General features: G+C 47.4%; 20 protein-coding genes. 13 read left to right on the top strand and 7 right to left on the bottom strand.

Translation table 11 applies throughout. The features are described 5' to 3' along the window. Positions 1-79 precede the first annotated feature (79 nt). The 4 genes from A8O23_RS09970 (at position 80) to A8O23_RS09955 (ending at position 4901) form a co-directional block, all read left to right on the top strand. Positions 80-541 carry a hypothetical protein gene (locus A8O23_RS09970; RefSeq protein ID WP_066620366.1) on the top strand — a complete coding sequence of 154 codons (462 nt, stop codon included), beginning with the start codon at positions 80-82 and terminating at the stop codon, positions 539-541. Then, positions 510-1664, top strand: a complete 1155-nt coding sequence (locus A8O23_RS09965; protein WP_153042151.1) for a hypothetical protein — start codon at positions 510-512, stop codon at positions 1662-1664. The genes A8O23_RS09970 and A8O23_RS09965 overlap by 32 nt, the downstream gene beginning before the upstream one ends. Positions 1665-1730: 66 nt before the next feature. Next, on the top strand, positions 1731-3917 hold the full coding sequence (locus A8O23_RS09960) for a prolyl oligopeptidase family serine peptidase (RefSeq protein ID WP_066620360.1): 2187 nt from the start codon (positions 1731-1733) through the stop codon (positions 3915-3917). 102 nt (positions 3918-4019) lie between these two features. Beyond that, complete coding sequence (locus A8O23_RS09955; RefSeq protein ID WP_082882982.1) at positions 4020-4901, top strand: LytR/AlgR family response regulator transcription factor; 882 nt, start codon at positions 4020-4022, stop codon at positions 4899-4901. Between the two features lie 54 nt (positions 4902-4955). On the opposite strand, the gene A8O23_RS09950 is transcribed toward A8O23_RS09955, so the two are convergent. Next, positions 4956-5657 carry a hypothetical protein gene (locus A8O23_RS09950; RefSeq protein WP_066620349.1) on the bottom strand — a complete coding sequence of 234 codons (702 nt, stop codon included), beginning with the start codon at positions 5655-5657 and terminating at the stop codon, positions 4956-4958. A 451-nt stretch (positions 5658-6108) separates the two neighbouring features. Between A8O23_RS09950 and A8O23_RS09945 the strand changes: the two genes are divergently transcribed. Then, the gene (locus A8O23_RS09945; protein WP_066620347.1) at positions 6109-6588 is read left to right on the top strand and encodes a GNAT family N-acetyltransferase; all 480 of its coding nucleotides are present in this window, start codon (positions 6109-6111) and stop codon (positions 6586-6588) included. A gap of 159 nt (positions 6589-6747) precedes the next feature. On the opposite strand, the gene A8O23_RS09940 is transcribed toward A8O23_RS09945, so the two are convergent. After that, entirely contained in the window at positions 6748-7053 is a 306-nt protein-coding gene (locus A8O23_RS09940) for a DUF4286 family protein (RefSeq protein WP_066620344.1), read from the bottom strand. Positions 7054-7156: 103 nt separating this feature from the next. Between A8O23_RS09940 and A8O23_RS09935 the strand changes: the two genes are divergently transcribed. Then, complete coding sequence (locus A8O23_RS09935; protein ID WP_153042150.1) at positions 7157-7972, top strand: energy transducer TonB; 816 nt, start codon at positions 7157-7159, stop codon at positions 7970-7972. Positions 7973-8012: 40 nt separating this feature from the next. On the opposite strand, the gene A8O23_RS09930 is transcribed toward A8O23_RS09935, so the two are convergent. Beyond that, entirely contained in the window at positions 8013-9254 is a 1242-nt protein-coding gene (locus A8O23_RS09930) for an MFS transporter (protein WP_066620338.1), read from the bottom strand. A 204-nt stretch (positions 9255-9458) separates the two neighbouring features. Between A8O23_RS09930 and A8O23_RS09925 the strand changes: the two genes are divergently transcribed. Next, positions 9459-10343, top strand: a complete 885-nt coding sequence (locus A8O23_RS09925; RefSeq protein ID WP_161486718.1) for a TraB/GumN family protein — start codon at positions 9459-9461, stop codon at positions 10341-10343. A 413-nt stretch (positions 10344-10756) separates the two neighbouring features. On the opposite strand, the gene A8O23_RS09920 is transcribed toward A8O23_RS09925, so the two are convergent. From A8O23_RS09920 to A8O23_RS09910, 3 genes are all read right to left on the bottom strand, one after another. Beyond that, positions 10757-11557, bottom strand: a complete 801-nt coding sequence (locus tag A8O23_RS09920) for a TPM domain-containing protein (protein WP_066620327.1) — start codon at positions 11555-11557, stop codon at positions 10757-10759. A gap of 5 nt (positions 11558-11562) precedes the next feature. After that, a complete protein-coding gene (locus A8O23_RS09915) occupies positions 11563-12018 on the bottom strand; it encodes a TPM domain-containing protein (protein WP_066620325.1) in 456 nt (151 codons plus the stop codon). Between the two features lie 180 nt (positions 12019-12198). Further along, positions 12199-12777: a LemA family protein gene (locus A8O23_RS09910; protein WP_066620322.1), complete on the bottom strand. Its 579-nt coding sequence runs from the start codon at positions 12775-12777 to the stop codon at positions 12199-12201. A gap of 356 nt (positions 12778-13133) precedes the next feature. Between A8O23_RS09910 and A8O23_RS09905 the strand changes: the two genes are divergently transcribed. The 5 genes from A8O23_RS09905 to A8O23_RS09885 all read left to right on the top strand — a co-directional run bounded on the left by A8O23_RS09905 (position 13134) and on the right by A8O23_RS09885 (position 17859). After that, positions 13134-14132 (top strand): sugar phosphate nucleotidyltransferase, encoded by a 999-nt coding sequence (locus tag A8O23_RS09905; protein ID WP_066620320.1) that lies wholly within the window; start codon positions 13134-13136, stop codon positions 14130-14132. 92 nt (positions 14133-14224) lie between these two features. Further along, a complete protein-coding gene (locus A8O23_RS09900) occupies positions 14225-15166 on the top strand; it encodes an NAD(P)H-dependent flavin oxidoreductase (RefSeq protein WP_066620308.1) in 942 nt (313 codons plus the stop codon). A gap of 178 nt (positions 15167-15344) precedes the next feature. Continuing rightward, positions 15345-15935 (top strand): Crp/Fnr family transcriptional regulator, encoded by a 591-nt coding sequence (locus A8O23_RS09895; protein ID WP_161486717.1) that lies wholly within the window; start codon positions 15345-15347, stop codon positions 15933-15935. 176 nt (positions 15936-16111) lie between these two features. Next, positions 16112-16942 (top strand): 4,5-DOPA-extradiol-dioxygenase, encoded by an 831-nt coding sequence (gene ygiD, locus A8O23_RS09890; RefSeq protein WP_066620468.1) that lies wholly within the window; start codon positions 16112-16114, stop codon positions 16940-16942. A gap of 287 nt (positions 16943-17229) precedes the next feature. After that, positions 17230-17859, top strand: a complete 630-nt coding sequence (locus A8O23_RS09885) for a hypothetical protein (protein ID WP_066620304.1) — start codon at positions 17230-17232, stop codon at positions 17857-17859. A 93-nt stretch (positions 17860-17952) separates the two neighbouring features. Here the strand turns inward: A8O23_RS09885 and A8O23_RS09880 are convergent, their stop codons facing one another. Next, complete coding sequence (locus A8O23_RS09880; protein WP_066620301.1) at positions 17953-19239, bottom strand: exo-beta-N-acetylmuramidase NamZ family protein; 1287 nt, start codon at positions 19237-19239, stop codon at positions 17953-17955. A gap of 236 nt (positions 19240-19475) precedes the next feature. Between A8O23_RS09880 and A8O23_RS09875 the strand changes: the two genes are divergently transcribed. Then, positions 19476-20552 (top strand): serine hydrolase domain-containing protein, encoded by a 1077-nt coding sequence (locus A8O23_RS09875; RefSeq protein ID WP_239693377.1) that lies wholly within the window; start codon positions 19476-19478, stop codon positions 20550-20552. The last annotated feature ends 56 nt before the right edge of the window (positions 20553-20608 follow it).

The following is a 20608-nucleotide window of genomic DNA, read 5'->3' as shown; positions in this document are numbered from 1 at the left end:
GTGTTTTAATCCCTTATCGGGAAGAGTGTGAGGAGAATCCGGAAGGAATGTTTATTATAGAGCCTGTTTTAAATAGTATATGCCCCGTTACCACCGGCGACTCTTCTTTCTGAAAGCTTTAGTGCTGCTGAGCATGGCAGGAGCCTTGGCGTCTACTTTTACCCTACGCCAGGGCTGGGGCGAGATTTACCCTTTCTTTAACTGGAAGTTGTACACTCAACCTAGGGGGAATACCCATGTCTACAGCGTTTATAGAGTGTATACACGCCAGGCCGGAGAAACCCAGTTCAAGCGGCAGCAGGTACAGGCTACCCCTACTTTCAACCGGGATGATTATACCTACATGCTTTGGGAGTTGGCCAGCCGGGTAGCCGCAGATAGCAGCGGAACGACCAACAACCGGGAGAAACTGGAGGCTTTTGTCAAGCATGTGCACCCAAAAGCGCAGGAATACAGAGTGGTGCAGGAAACCATGCAGGTAAAAGATTTACTGAACCACCCGGAGAAGTATGACACCATCACTGTTGCCCGTTTCAAGTAAAATGCCCAATATCCAAATAAATACGAAGGAGCTAGACCTGAGTGGTGTACAGCAACGCCTGCGCACGGGTGTAGATTTCTTTTATGCAGAAACAGCGTTACGAATCTTCACATTTGTGTGGCTGTATTGGGCTTGGGCAAAGTTTGAAGTCCTGCTGCAACGGCCTGCCGTACTATTTACCCCTGAGGGGCTGATAAGCGAATGTTTAATTCCTGCTTTGCCAGGGAAAGAGGTGTTTTTAGGTGTGATTGCCATAGCGGCGGCCATGAACGGGGTGAAATTCATCTGGAGAAGTTCTTTACTAGCTCAGGTTGTGCTGGCACTTTGCCTGTTGTGGATAAACCTAATCATCTGGAGCTACGGATACCTGCCCAACGTAAACCACCTGTTCTTACTGGCGCACTTGTTTCTGGTTTTCGCCTGTTTTAATAAAAGCAGCCTGTTTTCGGGGAAGCAAGAGGTAAGTACCGGCATCAACTGGTTTTATCTGGGTCTGTTGTTCACCTATTCATTGGCCGGAACGTGGAAAGTGGCGGCTTTAGCTTACAAGTTGCTAACCAGCTCAACCGATGTGCATTGGTTGAAGCCTGAGGCTGCCCTTTACAACGCCTTGGTCAACTTCAGAGATAATGATTTACCCCTAACCTTTGCTCCTCTTTTCACCGACTATGCGTGGGTGTGGCAATTAGGTTTTGTGGGGGTAACTTATCTGCAGGCAACCTCCATCTGGGCTGCTTGGCGACCTACCTTAAGACCTTGGGTGGGCGCGTTTCTCATCTGTTTTCACTTGCTCAACCAGTTTGCTTTTCTGGTAAGCTTTGTAGTGGCTTGTCTGGTGCTGCTTTGTTTGTTTTTCCCTTATTCGCTCTTTCTCAACAAGGTTATAAAGGCACAGCACGTGCAAACTTCCTGGGGCGGAAGCCGGCGTGAGGCATCATATAAAAGGCAGTACCCCAGCGGTGAGCAAGATGGCTATGTAGGGTTTGAAGCGTACCGGCAGCGTCTGCTAGACAAGAACTACTACCTGTTTGGCATCTTGTATTTGCCCGGCATCAGAACGGTGGTGGAAGCCTGGTGGTGGCTGCAAAGCAAAATTGTTCACCAAGTTAACAGAACTTCGTAATGCAAGGCGGAAGCTAATTGTTGAATCTTTCTTTGTTCTTTCAAGTAAACTAGACGCACATATACAATGAGAAAATTTTCATTTGTACTCTTTGCCGGAGCTTTTGCGGTGGCCTCTGGCTGTAAAACCAGCACGTCCTCGGTCGCTACCCAAGACACAAAAGGTGCCGAGGCTATGACGCCCACGGCATCTGCTAACACTTCTATCATGTACCCAAAAACACCTAAAGAAAACCACGTTGATACTTACCACGGCACACAAGTGCCTGATCCTTACCGTTGGCTCGAAGCGGATACTGCCGATAACGTAGCCCAGTGGGTAAAAGCCCAGAATGAAGTCACTTTTGATTATCTGGATAAGATTCCGTTCCGCGACCAACTGAAGCAGCGCCTGACCCAACTTTGGAACTACCCCAAATACAGCGCACCCTTCAAGGAAGGCGACTATTATTATTTCTACAAGAACAACGGCTTGCAGAACCAGGCGGTGCTCTACCGCCAGAAAGGCCTGAACGGAGAGCCAGAAGTCTTCCTTGACCCTAACAAACTGTCAGAAGACGGTACTACTTCTTTGGGAAGCCTTGCTTTCAGTAAAGATGCCAGGTATGCCGTGTACACCACCTCCACCGGCGGCTCAGACTGGCGCGACGCCTATGTGCTGGACGTAGCCACCGGTAAAAAGCTGCAAGACGAGTTGCACTGGATTAAGTTCTCAGGTACCAGCTGGCACAAAGACGGATTCTTCTACAGCCGCTATGCAGAACCCACCCAAGGCTCAAAGCTGGCCAATAAAAATGAGTACCATAAAGTGTACTACCATAAAATAGGCACACCGCAGAGCCAGGACAAATTGATTTGGGAAGCAAAGGAGCACCCGCTTCGCCTACTCTTTGCAGGCACCACTGAAGATGAGCGTTACCTTATTCTCACCGCCTCTGAGGGTACCAGCAACAACAGCCTGTATGTGAAAGACCTCACCAAAGCCAACAGCCCAATTATGCCCCTTATAGAAACCTTTGACAAGGAATATCAGGTGGTGGAGAATATAGGGGACAAACTGATTGTGCTCACGAACCAAGACGCACCTAAATACAAGCTTGTTCAGGTAGACCTGAAAAACCCCAAGCCCGCCAACTGGAAAACTTTGGTGCCCGAGACAGACAATGTGCTCAACTATGCCTCACTGGTAGGCGGGAAACTCATTTTGAACTACATGAAAGATGCAGCCACACTGGTGCGGGTACACGATACCAATGGTAAATGGCTGCACGATGTGCAATTGCCTACCATTGGCACGGCCAGCGGGTTTGGCGGCAAGAAGGAAGACAAAACGGTTTTCTACACCTTTACCTCCTACACCTACCCTAGCGCCATCTACCAATATGATATAGCCAGCAACAAATCTACGCTGTTCCGCAAAGCCGAGGTAGATGTGGACATGGAGGCTTATGAAACGAAGCAGATCTTCTACACCAGCAAAGACGGTACTAAAGTGCCTATGTTCATCACCCACAAAAAAGGATTGAAGCTACACGGCACCAGCCCCACGTACCTCTACGCCTACGGCGGATTTAATGCTTCTATGACCCCAGGATTCAGCATCTCGCGTATGGTGTGGCTGGAGAACGGCGGCGTGCTGGCAGTAGCCAATATTAGGGGCGGTGGCGAGTATGGCGAGGCTTGGCACAAAGCGGGCATGACGCCCAACAAGCAGAACGTGTTTGATGACTTCATAGCTGCCGCCGAGTACCTGATAAACCAAAAATATACGTCGTCTGAGAAGCTGGCCATTGCCGGGGGCTCTAACGGTGGCTTGCTCATTGGCGCGGTAGCCAACCAGCGGCCCGAGATGTTTAAAGTAGCCCTGCCCGCTGTGGGTGTAATGGACATGCTGCGGTTCCATAAGTTCACCATTGGGTGGGCCTGGGTGCCGGAATACGGTTCTTCAGATGATCCTGATCAGTTCAAGAACCTGATGGTATTTTCACCTATCCACAATATTAAAGAAGGCACGCGCTACCCCGCCACTCTGGTCACCACTGCCGACCATGATGACCGCGTGGTGCCGGCGCACTCGTTCAAGTACATTGCCACGTTGCAGGAGAAAGCCGCGGGCCCTGGCCCGTACTTGATTAGAGTTGATGTAAAAGCAGGCCACGGCGCAGGAAAGTCTACCACCGCGCAAATTGCCGAAGCTGCCGATGTCTGGGCTTTCACGTTCTACAACATGGGCGTTACTCCGTTTCAAAAGTAGCGGTAAAAAAAACTGGTTTCAATAAATAGCCGGTGCCAGTGCATCGGCTATTTTTTTTGGAAGTGCGGGCTTGCAACCTCTTGGCAACAAGTTGTATCTTTCATGGCCATAAAATCATTCAGAACGTCGCCTCTTATCATGTCAGGGTATCCAGATTTTAAAACCAGATTGGTTATTTCGCCATTCATTGGGGTGCTGTTCAGACATATCGGCGAACCCGCGCCATTGATAGATTTATTAAAGTCGCCCGGCTACTACGCTGATCTGGCCGTTTGCATGGTGGCCGTGTGGCTTTTATGGGAGTACAACCATGCCATCATAAAAAAACTGGACCTAACCTATTCCTGGCTTACTTCGGCAGTGCCGCGTGTAGTGCAGCAGGCCTTGTTAGGTATTGGCGTTACCATGTTGTTTGTAACGCTGCTTTCCTTTGTCTATAACGAGTTTATTATGAACGCGCACCGGGCGGCAGTGTTTAATGTAACGGTAGTGCTGGTGACCGATGTGCCGGTGTCGTTTCTGATTTTCCTGAACCTGCACCTGGTGTATGCGCTGCTGCGGGTGCAAGAAGAGTATGAAGCTAAGCTACAGACCCCGCAAAACCTGTCAACTATAAGCGAAGCGAAGGCAGAAGCCCCAGTCCGCAATATTATGGCGCAGCAGGGCAAAGCCTTGGTTCCGGTTCCGCTGCCGGAGGTGGCGTATTTCTATAAAGCCCAAGAGCTTACCTTTCTGCGCACCTTTTCTGGTAAAGATTTTTTGGTTGATGAAACGTTGGAGTATTTCGAGAACATGCTGCCCCCAAATGCTTTTTTCCGCTTAAATAGGCAGGTGCTGGCACAAATGAACGCCGTCAGAAAGTTTTCCTCAGACGGAACGGGCCGCTTGCTTCTCACTCTTGAGCCGCCATTCAAGGAAGAAGTATTTGTAAGCCGCCGCAGAACGCCGGAATTCAACGCATGGATGAGGGAGGTGGCGGTCTAATCTTTCCGTTTTCGCTGCTTTTATAAAAACAGCCCGAAAACGGAAAGATACCTTTTATGGAGCCAGCTCTACGTATTCCACATAAATACCTAGCAAAATGTGCCATAACAGGTAGTGCGAAAGCCTAATCAGTAAATTGGCCAGAAAGCCCGCTTTTCTGTAGTAAATAGCCTGCAAAAAGTTAAAGGCGAAACCAGCAAGGCAGGAATAAGTCATAAACCAGGCCGCCCCGGTAGAAAGCTGTTCTAGTGGCTCGCGCAGAGAAGTCAGCAGAGCAATGGTCCAGAAAGCGACACCGGCGTATTTCCCCTTCCATATCTTCTGCTCCAGCCAAAGCACCAACGTGATAGGAACCAGCCTGTAAAACACCTCTACGTACAACGCACCGGAGAAATACAGCCCCAGAGAATAAGGGAAAGGCTGCAGAAACGGCGGAAGCTCCGTGTATGGCTCAGGGTGCAGGATCAACTTTGCTACCAACACATCAAAGGCGCCAAAAGCTAAACCAATGGTTACCGGAATCCAGATCCGGTCTTTGTTTTTAACGGTGGGCTCCCAAATCTGCGGCAGCCTGGCCTGGTGCTGAATCAAGAGAAAAGGAAGCCCCAGCAACAGCAAACCCATAGACCAAGGACCAAAGAGACGGATGCCGGTTAAAGTTGGGAGCAAGTGCTGCCCCCAGAAGAAGGTAAGCAGGGCAAGAAGCAGGAAGAGAAAGTACGTGAGCAATGAGAATTTTTTGCTGGTGTCAAGCATAGGTTGTACAAAATTTATGGTGAAATTGTCAGCTCTATTAGAGGTAGGTGTTTTGATTCAGTGGAGGCAAGTCCCAAAGTGAGCTTCGGTAATTGAGAGGCAATGATAGCAGCCGGAGCATTGTAAAAATGAAGCAGAAAAGCCAGAGAGCAGATTTTTAAGGTGAGTGGTAGGAAAAGGGAGGGTAAAAAGAATGAGGTGCGGTAGGTGATTCTGGTAAATTTAGGGGCGGGGCCTGTTGCCCTGCATGAATAGTTTTGTATATTGAGTAAATTCAACTAAACCGGTACCGTTATGGCAAAAGGAAAATCACCCTCAAAAGAAAGTGGCAAAAAAGAAGCCACCAAATCGTTAAAAGAGAAGCGGGCCGAGAAACAGCAGAAACGTGATTCAAAGCGCGACTAACTTCTAGCCAGCTTGAAACCTGTAGTTGATTTAGTTTAGAGAACATATGAGCTTAACCGTTACCATTAGAAAAGGCACCGAGGCCGACCTGCCCCAAGTACACGCCCTAATTGTAGAACTGGCCGTGTACGAAAAAGCCCCTGATGAAGTGACCAATACCATTGAAGACATGCGGCGCGATGGTTTCGGCGATAAATCTATTTTTGAATTCTATGTGGCTGATTCTGCCGAGGAAGGCATTGTGGCCATTGCCCTGTACTACACCGCCTACTCCACCTGGAAAGGCAAAATGCTGTTCTTAGAAGATATTGTGGTAACAGAGCGGCACCGCCGGAGAGGCATTGGCCGTTTGTTGTTCAGGGCAGTGGTAGAGGCCGCCAAAGAAGGAAACTACCAACGCATGAAGTGGCAGGTGCTGGAATGGAATGGCCCCGCCATTAATTTCTACCGCTCTATTGGCGCAAATTTAGATGAGGAATGGACCAACTGTAACCTTAGCAAAGCCCAACTACAGGCTTTTGAATGATGGATGAGTAATGACATTAACAAATGATTAATGAATTGAGGTAGTAGAACAGTAAACGTGTTTTAAGCCTCTTTTTACGAAAACAGCCCGAAATCGCAAAAGCGATTTCGGGCTGTTTTATTTATGATTCATTAATCATTTTTCATTACTCATTGATCATTATTCAATGACTTCCAGTACGGTTCTGAAAGCGGCGTATTTGCCGGCGTATTTAGCTTGCATTTTTGCCTGCATATTCTGATCATGGTCGCGGTGGTACTCTAGCAGGTCGTCCATATGGCGGGCGAAGTACTGCACGGCAAAGGTGGTGCCGCCGGTGTCTTCCTCTTCCATTACTTTGGCTATCTGGTATTTTACAAAAAAAGTGGTGGCCATTACCTCTGGTATATGGGTTTCTTTCATCCACTCTAACCACTCGGCGGCAACGGCGTTCTCTATACTTACTGTCTCGTTAAAAAGAATCATCCTCAAAATTAATCTTTATCTTGCTATTCATTACAACATAAAATAAAGCAAAAGGTGCCATTGCCTAAGCTTCGTAAGAATTTGTGAAGGAAGAAACATTGCCTTGAAAATACTTTTAACCTTATGTCTGTGGTTGTGCGCCACCGTCACCTGCCTTAGCCAAACTGATTCCGTTCTTTTTCTGAATTCAAATTTTGAAGAGGTTCCGGAAAGGGAGGCGGTATACTATAGGATGAAGCAGGTAACTGAGCCCTCCACCGGAAGAGGCATTATAAAAGATTATTATATCAACGGGTTGCCCTATCAGGAAATCAATTATAGTAAGCTGGATTCTGTCAGAGATGGCTTAACCACCACATGGTACCAGAACGGACAAATAAAATATAGAGCTTATTATTACAAAGGCCAGTTAACTCGGAAAGCTGAACTGTGGTATGAAAACGGCCAGCTTCAAATGGTTAGGAACTATTCTAACGGAAAGTTGCAGGGCGATACTAGATCTTACCACTCCAATGCTCAACTAAAACGGCACGATGTATATTCTGAGGATGAATTGGTAGAAGGCCACTGCTTTGATGAAAGCGGCGATGAAGTAACCTATTATCCTCTGGAGGTAATGCCCCAGTTTCCGGGTGGCCAAGAAGCCATGTTCAAATTTTTGAACGGGAAGCTGAATCCTGTCTTCACCTTCAGACAATTAAAAGAAGGCAGTGAGGTCATCATTAGCTTTGTGGTTGGTCCAGACGGGAAGGTAGGTCATGTGCAGGTGGTACGCACCAATGACGAAAACCTAGCCAAGAAAGGTGTGAAGGCGGTCCTTTCTATGCCCCTCTGGACCCCGGGCAGCCAAGGCGGGCAAAAGGTATCTGTGAAATACACTGTACCGGTAAGGGTTAAAATGAATAAAGAAAATAAATAAGCGTTATAGGCCTAGTTTACCAAAAATAGGCTAAAAACAGCTACTCCTCATGATAGTCTAAGTCTTTGCTGAAGCTCTCAGGCAAAGTGAGTATAGACGCCAGCGCAATAACAATAGTAGCTGCTCCCAATACCGCTGCCGTTTCTAATAAGCCCAGATCATCGCGCAGCCATTTGAAAGAGAGCGTAAGGATGACCACCGCGCCCCGCACAAAATTAGGTACGGTGGTGGTAACCGTAGCCCTAATATTGGTGCCGAACTGCTCAGCCGCTATGGTCACAAAAACTGCCCAGTAACCGCCGCCAAAGCCCAGTGCCACACACAAAGCGTAGAAGTAAGTCTCACTGGCGCCATGTGCCAAAAGGTACAGCGCTATAATGCCACTGAGCAAGAACAGAAACAGCACTACGACCCGCTTACGGCTTTTTAGTTTCTGACTTAATAAGCCACTGGCTACATCTCCAAGGGTAAGCCCGAAGTATGAGAAAGCTATTCCCTTAGCTGCGGAAATAGGAGCGGCCGTGTTAAGAGTCTGGCTAATTTCTGGCGAAAAAGTAATAAGCACACCCACCACAAACCAAATGGGCAAGCCAATGAGAATGCACTTGAGGTACTTGAAGAAGCGGGTACGGTTGGTGAAAAGACTCAGAAAATTGCCTCTAGACACATCTTGGCTTTTGGTGCGAGAGAACATGCCTGACTCATACACGCCAATGCGGAGCAAGAGCAGCAACATGCCCAAACCGCCGCCCACAAAATAGGCGGTTCTCCAGTGGAAGTATTCGCCTATCACGCCAGCCAGAATGGCCCCTGATATGCCCACCGATGCCACAATGGTTGTTCCGTAGCCTCTTTTTTCTTTAGGTAGCACCTCCGTTACCAAGGTAATGCCCGCTCCCAGTTCTCCGGCCAGACCAATGCCGGCAATAAATCTAAGCCAGGCATAAGTATCAATATCAGAAACAAAACCATTGGCTATGTTAGCGGAAGAGTACAAGAATATAGAGCCAAACAATACCGAAATACGTCCGCGTTTGTCGCCTAATATGCCCCATAAAATACCGCCCAGCAGCATACCGGTCATTTGCATATTTATAAGTCTGACTCCGTCTTCTAATAATCGTTCAGGGGAGGTTATACCCAAGTCTTGCAAACTAGCTATGCGCACTATACTGAACAAGACCAAGTCATATATGTCTACAAAATAGCCTAGTGCAGCCACAATAACGGCTGTATTTAGAATTTTAGCCGACGGAGCAGAGGAGGTATGGGTGCGGTTCATGAATTTTTGTCAAATAAGGTATTTGTATTTTGTAAAGAAAGCTTCAGGATCTTTAGAATATTAAAGAAACTATATAAATACTTTGTCTGCAAATAGTTAGACTTTTTAAATAACTTTTCGATATATTTAAAAAAAGCCTATTCCACGTTGAGGTACGCAAGTAAAAAACTCATATTTTTGATGAAGAATTGTAACCTTATAACAATGAGTTCGTATAGCAGCGCCTTTTTCTCAGCTCTTTGCTTTTTCCTTTGTCTAGGATTGGTGTCTCCTGCCAAAGGTGTTTGCGGTGAGCCAGTTGCTAAGCCCCAGTCGTTACTTTGGAAAGTGAGCGGAAAAGGTATCAAAACTTCTTACCTGTTCGGAACCTTTCACTTGGTGCCCAAAGAGGAATTTGTTATGCCTGGTAAGGTAAAACAAAAGATGATGAAATCCGAAACGGTTGTTTTTGAGGTAGATTTAGATAGTCCTGAGCTAACTCGTGGTCTTTCTAAAGCTATGCGCATGAACAAATCTATAGAGTCTTTAATGACTCCACAAGATTATTCGCTTCTGAGCCAGTTTGTGCATGATACACTAGAGAAAAATATGGATCAGTTCCGGTTTATTAAGCCGGGCTTTTTAGGGCAGCTCTTATTATATCCAAAGCTATTGGGGTACGCCCCTGAGTCATATGATTTGGAGTTGCTTAATCTGGCAAAGAAATGGCATAAAAATATTTCTGTACTAGAAACGCCACAAGAGCAGATAGCGCTTTTTGATCAGTCAACGTTAGAGACGCAGGCTACGCAGTTGCTAAACAACGTAAAGCAGTTTGACCGCCAGCGCCATCTTATGCGTAAGATGTTAGACCTTTATCAGCAAGAAGACCTGGAAGGGTTGTATAGCTTAATTGCTTCACAGAGAGGACCCGAAGACTCACAGGAATTGCTACTAGATGAGCGAAACAAGAAGTGGTTGACTCCTTTGTTGAGGCAGATGCAGGAGACTCGCTCTTTTGTGGCCGTAGGGGCAGCGCACCTGCCAGGTGATACCGGTTTAATTGAGCTGCTGCGCCAACAAGGTTATAAGGTGGAGCCAGTGCTGTAAGAGTACTTATTACAAGCAGCGAGGCCGGTGTTACACAGTAACTCCGGCCTCGCTGCTTTAGGTAGTGCGTGCTTAAGGGAATTGAGCTATTTTTTGAACTACTCAGCGGAAGAGAGCCTACTACTTCCGCCCCTCCGGAACTCAATCTTATAGGGAAAACAGAAAGAGAAAAACTTCACTCTTGCGCTCCCTTTTATGACCCGACTATGCAGTAGTCTCGCGCATAGGAACTTTATAGAAATGCCGTTTTAGCCTTTATTTCCGAAAAACATAGCCAAAACACTATTTTTATGCTCCGTGTCAAAGGGTAAACATGTAAACAGTGGGAGCGTTGCCTCGAGTTTATTTCTATTTAACCACTGCTCAATAACACTCTTTACTGGTTACTGCTCACTACTTACTGTTCACTGGACTTACCAGCTGGAGCCGGCGCCACCACCGCCAAAGCTTCCGCCGCCAAACCCACCGAAGCCGCCTCCGCCTCCACCAAAACCTCCACCGCCGCCAAAGACGCCCCGGCCACCAGAGAAGTCGCCGAAGATAACCGGCGGGAAGAATGGCCCACCTAAGGTGCGCATGCCGCCGCGTCTGCCGCCCCGGCCACCACCGCCCCTACGGCTAATGATGAAGATCAGAATCATGACGCCAATGACCACCCACAGCATGTTGAATCCGCCCTCGCCTTGGCCTTGGCGGGCACGAGGGTCCGCTTTATATTCGCCACTGGCTACGTCTATGATAAAGCTGGTGCCTTTTTCTAGGCCGGCGTAGTAGTTGCCTTGCTGATATTCGGGTTTAATGGTGTACTCGGTAATGCGTTTGGCAATAGCGTCGGGTACTACGCCTTCCATGCCGTAGCCGGTGGCAATGAACACTTTCCGTTCATTTACGGCCGTGATGATTAGAATACCGTTGTTTTTGCCTTGCTGGCCAATGCCCCATTGCTCTGCCAGCCTGAAAGCATAATCTGAAATATCATAGGGGCCAATGGAGGTGAGATTGACAATGGCTATTTGAGTGGAGGTGCTGTCATTATAATTCACCAGCTTCTGCTCCAGCGCCTGTTCCTCCTGCGGGCTTAATATGTCAGCCAGATCGTTAACCAGACGAGGTGGGTTGGGCCTGGGTGGAAAGTCTTTGTTTGTGTTTTGAGCAGTAACAACCCCTGACCACAGCCAAAGCACTACACCTAAAAGCCAAATCTTATCTCTCATGCTGCTTATTTATCGTTCATTGAACTTCCGAAGGAAATATCATCAGATAGTTCGTTGATGTCTTTGTGGTCGCCGGCGTACGGGAAATAGCTTTTGAGCTGCTCTCCGGCCATTTTTATTCCTTTGCTCAGTCCATCGGCATAGTTACCCTGCTTGAATTCAGCAATCACCACTTTGTTTATTTCCTGCCAAAAGTCTTTGGGGACAACGGCATTAATACCAGCGTCGCCTAGAACGGCAAACTTATGGCTCTTCATGGCCACGTAAAACAAAACGCCGTTGCGGAGCTTGGTCTGGTGCATGTGCAGGTACGCAAACACCTGTGCGGCTCGGTCTAGCACTTCTCCCTCGCAGGTGTCTTCAATGTGCACCCTTATTTCACCTGAGGTGTTGCCCTCAGCCTCCTGAATGGCTGCCACAATTTGGGCTTCGTCGGTTTCAGTGATTACGTCGCGGGGCATCCTGGTTTAATTTGAAATTAAAAATTAGGAATTAGAAATGGATGCGTTTTAGGGCTGTTTTTAAGAAAATAGCCCTAAAACATACACTAGAGCAAAGCAGGAAGACCTGCATTACAAATGAGAGTAGCGCAAAACTTCAGAATCTTAAATCTAATGTCTTGTGTCTAGCGTCTTGTGTCGTTAAAACTCTACCTTCGGCGCGTTTTGGGAACCGGCCTCGGCCTCAAAATATCCCTTCTTCTCAAAGTCAAACCAGCCAGCGTACATATTTCTAGGGAAAGAGCGGATGTAAGTGTTGTACTGTTGCACGGCTTGGTTGAATTTTTGCCGCTCAACAGCAATTCTATTTTCCATTCCCTCCAATTGGGCCTGTAGCTCAACAAAATTTTGGTTAGCTTTTAAATCTGGATAAGCCTCTACGGAAGCTATTAATCTTGAAAGAGAGCCATTTAACTGTGACTGTGCCGCTTGGAATTTCTGAATGTTCTCTGGAGTAAGTTCATCAGCATTAAAATTGATACTAGTGGCTTGGGCGCGTGCTTGTACAACAGATTCAAGTGTGCTTTTTTCAAAATTAGCTGCTCCCTTCACAGTAGCTACTAAATTTCCAACTAGATCGGCACGGCGTTGATATACTGTTTGCACCTGACCCCACTGACCCGATACCTGTTCGTCAAGTTCTACCATGGTGTTATAACCGCAAGAGCTCTGCGACACTAGCACAAGTAAGCCAAAAAAGTAAAGCAATAGTTTTTTCATAGTTCAGGGTTCGTTTGTAAGTGGTATTCGTCCTTTTTTAGAGGCTAACCCTCATACGTAAGTGTGGGTCAAAAGTATGGTTTTGGGCTGTTTTCCTGAAAAGGAGCCTAAAACGCAGCCCTCGCTTCGCTATAATTAGCCTCAGGTAAAGTTGATTTTTTAAAGATAACGAAGGAACAGGCAAATATTCAAGAATAGCAATAAGTATTTACCGAAGCGCGGGGTCAATGGCAAACTTTCCCTCAAAATTCAGAATTAAATTCATTATTACGTAGATTAGGGCTTAAAGCGTTATTAAAGTAATGGTGAGCCAGGCTAATTGATCGCTTTTGGCTCACACCTTCACGCATAGAAACATGAAAGCAGTTATTCCAGTGGCCGGTATGGGGGCCCGCCTTAGACCTCACACGCACACGCAACCTAAGGCGTTGGTGCCTATTGCGGGTAAGGCTATTTTAGGGCATATTATTGAGCGGCTACAGGCTACGGGCATTACGCAGTTTGTATTTGTAGTGGGTTATTTGGGCGAGAAAATCATGCATTATGTGCAGCGCAAGTACCCAAGCCTAAACGTGGAGTTTATAGTGCAGCAGCCCCGCGAGGGATTAGGTCATGCGTTATGGTCGGCGCGGGAAACGTTCCGGCACGAGGAGAATGTGCTGATTCAGTTAGGTGATACCATTGTAGATGTAGACATGGCGCAGCTGCTTAATTCAGAATATACCATGCTGGCTGTGAACAAGGTGAAGAACCCCACCATGTTTGGTATAACTGAGGTTGGGCCTGATGGATTTATAACCAAGGTGGTGGAGAAACCTAAAATTCCGAAGTCAAACTTTGCGTTGGTGGGGCTTTACAAAATATCGTCGCCTGCAAAGCTGGCCGAGGCGCTGGAGTACATTGTGACTCAAAATATACGGACGCAGAACGAGCACCACCTCACCGACGCGCTTATGCACATGATTCAGAACGGGGAGAAAATGGTGTCATGTCCCGTGGATAATTGGTTTGACTGTGGTCGCAAAGACACCTTGCTGCAAGCCAATGCCACACTGCTCAACCGTGCTGAATTCCGGCACTCAGACTATCCGCAGTTTAAGAACACCATCATTATTCCGCCGGTCAGCATAGGCAAAGACGTGCAAATCTCCAATTCCATCATCGGTCCCAACGTAGCTATTGGCGAATGCGCCATTTTAAACTACACCATTGTGCGTGATTCCATTATTGGCGGCTACTCTGAACTGGCCTACGCCGTGCTGGAAGAATCTCTCGTAGGTTCAGACTCCGCCCTGAAAGGCCTCAGCCAACGCCTTAACATTGGTGACAGCACCGAGATTGATTTTAGCAATTAAATAGATTTTAGTAGTTAGATGTTAGATGCTAGATTTTCAATGAGTGAAAAAGGTCTAGTATCTAACGTCTAATGTCTAGCGTCCCTTTTACAATGAACCGAATTACCCAACTCTTCAACATACAATACCCTATCATACAAGCCGGCATGATCTGGTGTAGCGGCTGGAAACTGGCATCGGCAGTAAGTAACGCTGGCGGACTGGGACTTATTGGCGCTGGTTCTATGTACCCCGATGTGCTGCGTGAGCATATTCAGAAGTGCAAAGCTGCTACGGATAAGCCTTTTGGGGTGAACGTGCCTTTGCTGTACCCAGACCTGGAGGAGCATTTCAAGATCATCATGGAAGAGAAAGTGCCCGTGGTGGTGACATCGGCTGGCAACCCGAAAACCTGGACCAAGGTTCTTCAGGAGAACGGAGCTAAGGTGGTGCATGTGGTGAGTAATGTGAAATTTGCCCGCAAGTGTGAAGAGGCCGGGGTAGACGCCATTGTGGCCGAAGGTTTTGAAGCAGGCGGGCACAATGGCCGTGAGGAAACTACTACGTTTTGCCTTATACCTCTGGTAAGGCAGGCGGTGAGTTTGCCTCTCATTGCTGCGGGCGGAATTGGAAACGGAGCCGGTATTTTTGGTGCTATGGCCTTAGGCGCTGAAGGAGTGCAAGTAGGCAGCCGGTTTGTGGCCAGTGTTGAATCCAGCGCACACCAGAGCTTTAAAGACCGTGTAGTGGCTGCCCAAGAAGGAGATACAGAACTTTCGATAAAGCAACTCACGCCCGTGCGTCTGCTCAAGAACAAGTTTTACCAAGACGTAAAAGCTGCTGAGTTACGAGGTGCCACTACCTTAGAACTAGCTGAGCTGTTAGGCTCCCGCCGGGCAAAACGGGGCATGTACGAGGGCGATATGGACGAAGGTGAGCTGGAAATTGGTCAGATTGCCGCCCTCGTTAAAGACATTAAGCCTGCCGGAGATATCTTGCGCGAAATGTGGCAGGAGTTTCAAGAGGCGAAGACGAAGTTTTGTAGCCAGTGGTAAGCAAATTGCGTTAGTAACATTCCCTATTTGTCATCCTGAAAGGATCTTGGTTGCAAGCTGTAATAGGGTAGAATCAATGTAGAACCAGTAAGCTTACAAGCTCTTTCTAAATAACAATAGTACATGAGAGAGTAGTCGTTATATTGTATTGCCTCAGAACAGAAACCTGACTTTTACTTTGCCTTTAGACTTCCTCACCGCTGCCATTACACAGTACGTAACGCTTTCCCCAACTGAGGAAGCGGCATTTCTGGCTATTTGTGAGCTGAAGGAGGCAAAAAAGAAAGAGTATTTGCTGCGAACCGGTGAGTTAAACCACATCATGTATTTCGTGCAGAGCGGGTGCTTGCGGTCTTTTATTGTAGACACGGCTGGCAAAGAAGTGAACTTAGAATTTGCCGTAGAACGTTACTGGATCAGTGATGTGGCCTTTCACAAACCTGCCCTATTATCTATTCAGGCGCTGGAGCCCACGCAGTACGTGCAGGTACAGGTCAGTGTTTTTGAGCAACTCACGCAAGATCATCCTGTTTTCAACCTGTTTTTCCGAAGACTGATCCAAAACGGCTACTTCGCCTTTAAAAAGCGCATGCTGTCTTTGATGACCCAAACCGCGGCCGAAAATTACCGTGACTTCCTTCTCAAATTTCCGGACCTGCCGCAGCGCATTCCGCAGTACCACATTGCCTCTTACCTGAGTGTTACCCCAGAATTCTTCAGCACCATTAAATCTGAAGGATTAGACCTGTACCACAAAGCAATTTCTTAATCTACCTTATTCTTTTCCGCGCTCCGGTTGGTGACCTTTACAGAGTGAACCTGAGATGGCATTGGCTTTGTTTAGAAAGTGCTGCCTCTACCACAATCAAAATTGTTTTTAAATCTCAACTGATGGCCATGAAACGGCGCACGTTCATACAATCAGTAGCAGCAGGAGCTATAGGAATGACAACATTAAGTGCTTTCAGAAAATTTACTGAGGATTTGACCCCTCAAGAATATACCATGCCGGTTCTTTTTATTGGGCACGGCTCGCCTATGAACGGCATTGAAGACAATGAATTCAGCCAGCGCTGGAAAAAGCTAGCACAGGAAATTCCGGTGCCGAAGGCGGTTTTGGTGGTGTCGGCGCATTGGTTTACCAAGGGCACCAAGATCACAGCCATGGATTTTCCGCAGACCATCCATGACTTCGGAGGTTTCCCGAAGGAACTGTTTGCGGTGCAATATCCTGCACCCGGTAATGCCGATTTGGCGCAGGAAACAGCCGCTCTAATCAAAGCCACTCAGGTAGAGCTAGACCATGACTGGGGCTTGGACCACGGCACCTGGACCATCATTCGGCATATGTACCCCGAAGCCAATGTGCCGGTGTTGCAGTTGAGTATAGATTATACCAAAGGCCCGCAGTACCATTATGAGCTGGCGAAGGAGTTAACTGCCTTGCGCAAGAAAGGGGTATTGATTGTGGGCAGCGGCAACATGGTGCACAATTTAAGAATGCTGAATTGGTCTATGATCAACGGTGGCGGTTATGACTGGGCCCACACCATCAACGAGAAGTTCAAAGAACTAATTCTGAACCATGACCACCAGCCGCTCATCAACTACCAAACCCTGGGCAAAGAAGCCCTGCTAGCCATACCTACCGTAGAGCATTATCTGCCGCTCTTGTACACCCTGGGCTTGCAAAGTAAAAATGAAGAAGCCTCGTTCTTCAATGATAAGATGGTAGGCGGTTCATTGACCATGACCTCTGTTAAGATTGGGGCGTGATTCCTCTTCTTCTGACTTGAAAGTTTATAGAGCGTTTTAGGCCTTTTTTCTGCAAATCAGGATTAAAACGCTCCCGCAGGCTAGCCAATCAACGGTAAAAGTTTGGCACCACCGCAACTTCCGCCTGAGAAGCAGCTCTTTTCATATAAGATCATCTGGAAAACTTATGATCGAGAAAAGGCTGCTATAAAGCTGGGGCAATAGTATTTTATGCTGCCTTTTTGGTTCCTGAGGAAGGAATGTTGTAATTTCCCTTCGTAAATTATTTGTCGCTACAATTATCTGAAATGAAGGCTTTTTACAAATTCTTTTTTCTTTCACTTGTCATACTTGCCGCTAATACAGCAGCCTTTAGCCAGAATAAAGATTACTTGGATGCCATTGCGCAAAAATCATGTGATTGCTTCAGCAAGGCTTTGAAAGAAAAGGACGGTAATAAAGAGGCTGTTACTATGCAGATAGGGCTTTGCATGATGAAGGCTGCACAACCGTACAATGCCCAGCTTAAGAAAGACCATGGTATAGACTTGCTGGGCGGAAAAGACATGAATTCTGAAGGTGAAAAACTAGGTAGGATAGTGGGTATGAAAATGCTCAGCTTCTGCCCAGATGTGTTGGTGGCCGTTTCTGAATTCAATGGAGGAGATGAAGAGGCGGAACCAATCAAGACCTTTGAGGGCGAGGTTGTCTCTATACAAGACCAGCAGTTTGTGGTGTTTACCGTGAAAGATAGCAATGGTAAAACCAATAACTTTCTTTGGCTCACCTATTTTCAGTCTACCCCAACGCTCACCGACAATTACCGCAAAATTCTGAACAAGCAGGTATCCATCACTTATCAGGAAATGGAATTGTATGATCCACGTATAAAGGAGCTGAAAAAGTATAACGTGATAAATGGCTTAACAGCGCAATAATCATTCGTAAATGCAAAATGAAAGAGGCCGGAAACATTATGTTTTCGGCCTCTTTTTATGAAATCGGGGCTAAAACAGCCTGCCTTCTTGAAATTACGGGTACAGCATGTACGGCTTGCGTTGCTCTCTGAATGCCTTCAGCCCCGGCTGCCAAGTTTCTCTGATCTGCTCTTCCGTCCAGCCCTCTTCAATTTGCTTCCGGAAATCGGCTACGCCGGCCAGACGCTCAATCACGCCCATTTGTTTGCTGTAAGATGAATCAAAGAACCGTGCCTTCTCTGGGTAAGCCTTGTACATTTCAATCATCCAGCCCAAGTTTATCTGCCTTTTTTTGCGGAGCTGTTCTACATCATAATTCCGTAAGTCAAGGCCGTAGCAAACCTCGTTCATGTGCAGCGGTGTCTCGCTCATGCCTTTTATGCCTACGGGGGTAAAGTTGAACTCATATTTGCCTTTGAGAGCGGGTGCGCCCAGTACCGTGAACGGCATGTAGGTGCCGCGGCCCTGACTGATGATGGTGCCTTCGAACAGACACAAACTTGGGTACAGCATCACGCTCTGCGGGGTATTCAGGTTTGGCGATGGATTCACTGGCAGCACGTACGGCATGTCGTGGTTATAATTAGCCAGCTTGATGATCTTGAGTTTTTCTTTGTCCAGCTTAAGACCGTTTGTCATCCAGCCTTCGCCGTTGATCATCTGCGCAAACTCGCCTACTGTCATGCCGTGCGCAATAGGAATAGGAAACTGCCCAATGCCCGAATAATATTTCTTGTCCAGAATAGGGCCGTCTACCATGTAACCATGTGGGTTAGGGCGGTCCAGCACCATAAACTCCACGTTGTGCTCGGCGCAAGACTCCATCACATCGCGCAGCGTGTTAATGTTAGTGTAGAAACGCACGCCCACATCCTGAATGTCATAGATGAGGATATCCAGATCAGCCATGTCTTCTTTGCTGGGCTTCTTCTTTTTGCCGTACAGGGAAATGATAGGAATGCCCGTTTCTGCGTCTACCTCATCGTCTACCTTCGCGCCGTTGCTGGCGTTGCCCCTGAAGCCATGCTCTGGGCCAAATACCTTCACCACCTTTATGCCCAACGAAAGCAGGCTGTCTACACTTAATTTGTTGCCGATAGTAGAAGACGGGTTCACCACCATGCCCACCCGCTTGCCTTTCAGGTAAGGCACGTATTTTTCGGTTTGGTCGGCACCGGTGATCAGGCCGGGTTTAGCATTGGCGTTCTGCTTCGCCGATGACGGAGGAGCACTTTGTGTGGTGGTAGCTGTTGACGGGGAGCTGGTTTTAGAACACGAGGAACAACTTACCGCCAGTATGAGCAGACCACAAGATAAATAAGATATGAACCGTTTGAGCATAGAAGGGGAAATTTAATGTGACAGGCAATGAAAGGCTAATGTAAGAAGGATTCTGGTGGGGATGAATCGTTTTTAATAAAAATTAAAAAGGCGGTTTGTTCAGGTAAGCTCAGTGGATTGTTTGCCAGTGTCTTTCGCTGAATATTGTTTATTTGTAATATATTAAACCTTTCATTATCAGTATCATCAAAAGGAAGAATTCAGATTTCATGTTAAGAAGTTTTTTTAGCCTTGTTATGTCTGTCTTTTCTGCACTCATGTTTATTGGCTGCAGCAAAAAAGAGGTGCCGGCCCCATCAGGGGCAGCCTTGTACTTTCCGGCCATAGGTTCTTCCATGTGGGAAACGACCTCACCTCAAAGTTTAGGGTGGAATACCGATGCACTGCCGGAGCTGGTTTCGTATCTGGAGCAGAATAACACCAGAGCCTTCTTGTTATTAAAAGATGGGAAGATAGTGCTGGAGCATTACAGCGGCACCGCTGCCAACGGTGGTGCATTTAACGTAGGTAGTAACTGGTATTGGGCTTCGGCGGGGAAAACATTGACTGCGTTTATGGTAGGCAAAGCGCAGGAAGAAGGGCTTCTCTCCATTAATGACAAAACCAGCAAATACCTAGGTGCCAACTGGACGAGCCTTTCAGCTGCGCAGGAAGATCAGATTACCATACGGCACCAACTCACCATGACGACTGGCCTGGATGAACGGGTGCCCAACCGCGACTGCACCACTCCTGCCTGCCTTACTTACCGCGCTGCTCCTGGCACCCGCTGGGCCTACCACAATGCCCCTTACACCTTATTGAGCAAAGTAATTGAGAGCAGCACCAACCAAAACTATAACGCTTACTTCAAGAGTCGGCTAGCTGATAAAATTGGGATGAATGGCCTTTGGCAACATGTTGGAGACAACCATGTGTACTTCAGCACTGCCCGCTCTATGGCCCGTTTCGGGTTGCTCATGCTCAACAAAGGCAAATGGGAAAATACCGCTGTTCTGAATGATGCCGCTTATATAAATGCCATGGTGAACACCTCGCAGAGCCTGAATCTGTCTTACGGCTACCTCTGGTGGCTCAACGGCAAGCCTTCGTTCATGCTGCCCTCCGTGCCTACTGTTTTCCCTGGTAGCTCGGTACCTGATGCTCCCGCCGAAATGTATGCCGCCATGGGCAAAAACGGCCAGTTCCTGAACGTGGTGCCCAGCCAAGGATTGGTTTTGGTGCGCATGGGCGAGGCTCCTGGTGACGAAGAAGTGCCGGTGGTATTTCTGAATGAGATTTGGAAGCGCTTGAATGTGGTGATGAAGAAGTAGGTATGTTTTAGGCTTGTTTTAAGAAAAACGGGAGTAAAACAGTCAAATTTCAGGCA

The organism is Rufibacter roseus (genome assembly GCF_001647285.1).
GTDB classification, from domain to species: domain Bacteria; phylum Bacteroidota; class Bacteroidia; order Cytophagales; family Hymenobacteraceae; genus Nibribacter; species Nibribacter roseus.
This window is presented reverse-complemented; position numbering and strand designations above follow the sequence as displayed.

Coding starts and splice junctions, on each gene's coding strand:
- A8O23_RS09970 (WP_066620366.1), top strand. CDS start 80: ATGCCCCGTTACCACCGGCGACTCTTCTTTCTGAAAGCTTTAGTGCTG.
- A8O23_RS09965 (WP_153042151.1), top strand. CDS start 510: ATGACACCATCACTGTTGCCCGTTTCAAGTAAAATGCCCAATATCCAA.
- A8O23_RS09960 (WP_066620360.1), top strand. CDS start 1,731: ATGAGAAAATTTTCATTTGTACTCTTTGCCGGAGCTTTTGCGGTGGCC.
- A8O23_RS09955 (WP_082882982.1), top strand. CDS start 4,020: ATGGCCATAAAATCATTCAGAACGTCGCCTCTTATCATGTCAGGGTAT.
- A8O23_RS09950 (WP_066620349.1), bottom strand. CDS start 5,657: ATGCTTGACACCAGCAAAAAATTCTCATTGCTCACGTACTTTCTCTTC.
- A8O23_RS09945 (WP_066620347.1), top strand. CDS start 6,109: ATGAGCTTAACCGTTACCATTAGAAAAGGCACCGAGGCCGACCTGCCC.
- A8O23_RS09940 (WP_066620344.1), bottom strand. CDS start 7,053: ATGATTCTTTTTAACGAGACAGTAAGTATAGAGAACGCCGTTGCCGCC.
- A8O23_RS09930 (WP_066620338.1), bottom strand. CDS start 9,254: ATGAACCGCACCCATACCTCCTCTGCTCCGTCGGCTAAAATTCTAAAT.
- A8O23_RS09925 (WP_161486718.1), top strand. CDS start 9,459: ATGAGTTCGTATAGCAGCGCCTTTTTCTCAGCTCTTTGCTTTTTCCTT.
- A8O23_RS09920 (WP_066620327.1), bottom strand. CDS start 11,557: ATGAGAGATAAGATTTGGCTTTTAGGTGTAGTGCTTTGGCTGTGGTCA.
- A8O23_RS09915 (WP_066620325.1), bottom strand. CDS start 12,018: ATGCCCCGCGACGTAATCACTGAAACCGACGAAGCCCAAATTGTGGCA.
- A8O23_RS09910 (WP_066620322.1), bottom strand. CDS start 12,777: ATGAAAAAACTATTGCTTTACTTTTTTGGCTTACTTGTGCTAGTGTCG.
- A8O23_RS09905 (WP_066620320.1), top strand. CDS start 13,134: ATGAAAGCAGTTATTCCAGTGGCCGGTATGGGGGCCCGCCTTAGACCT.
- A8O23_RS09900 (WP_066620308.1), top strand. CDS start 14,225: ATGAACCGAATTACCCAACTCTTCAACATACAATACCCTATCATACAA.
- ygiD (WP_066620468.1), top strand. CDS start 16,112: ATGACAACATTAAGTGCTTTCAGAAAATTTACTGAGGATTTGACCCCT.
- A8O23_RS09885 (WP_066620304.1), top strand. CDS start 17,230: ATGAAGGCTTTTTACAAATTCTTTTTTCTTTCACTTGTCATACTTGCC.
- A8O23_RS09880 (WP_066620301.1), bottom strand. CDS start 19,239: ATGCTCAAACGGTTCATATCTTATTTATCTTGTGGTCTGCTCATACTG.
- A8O23_RS09875 (WP_239693377.1), top strand. CDS start 19,476: ATGTCTGTCTTTTCTGCACTCATGTTTATTGGCTGCAGCAAAAAAGAG.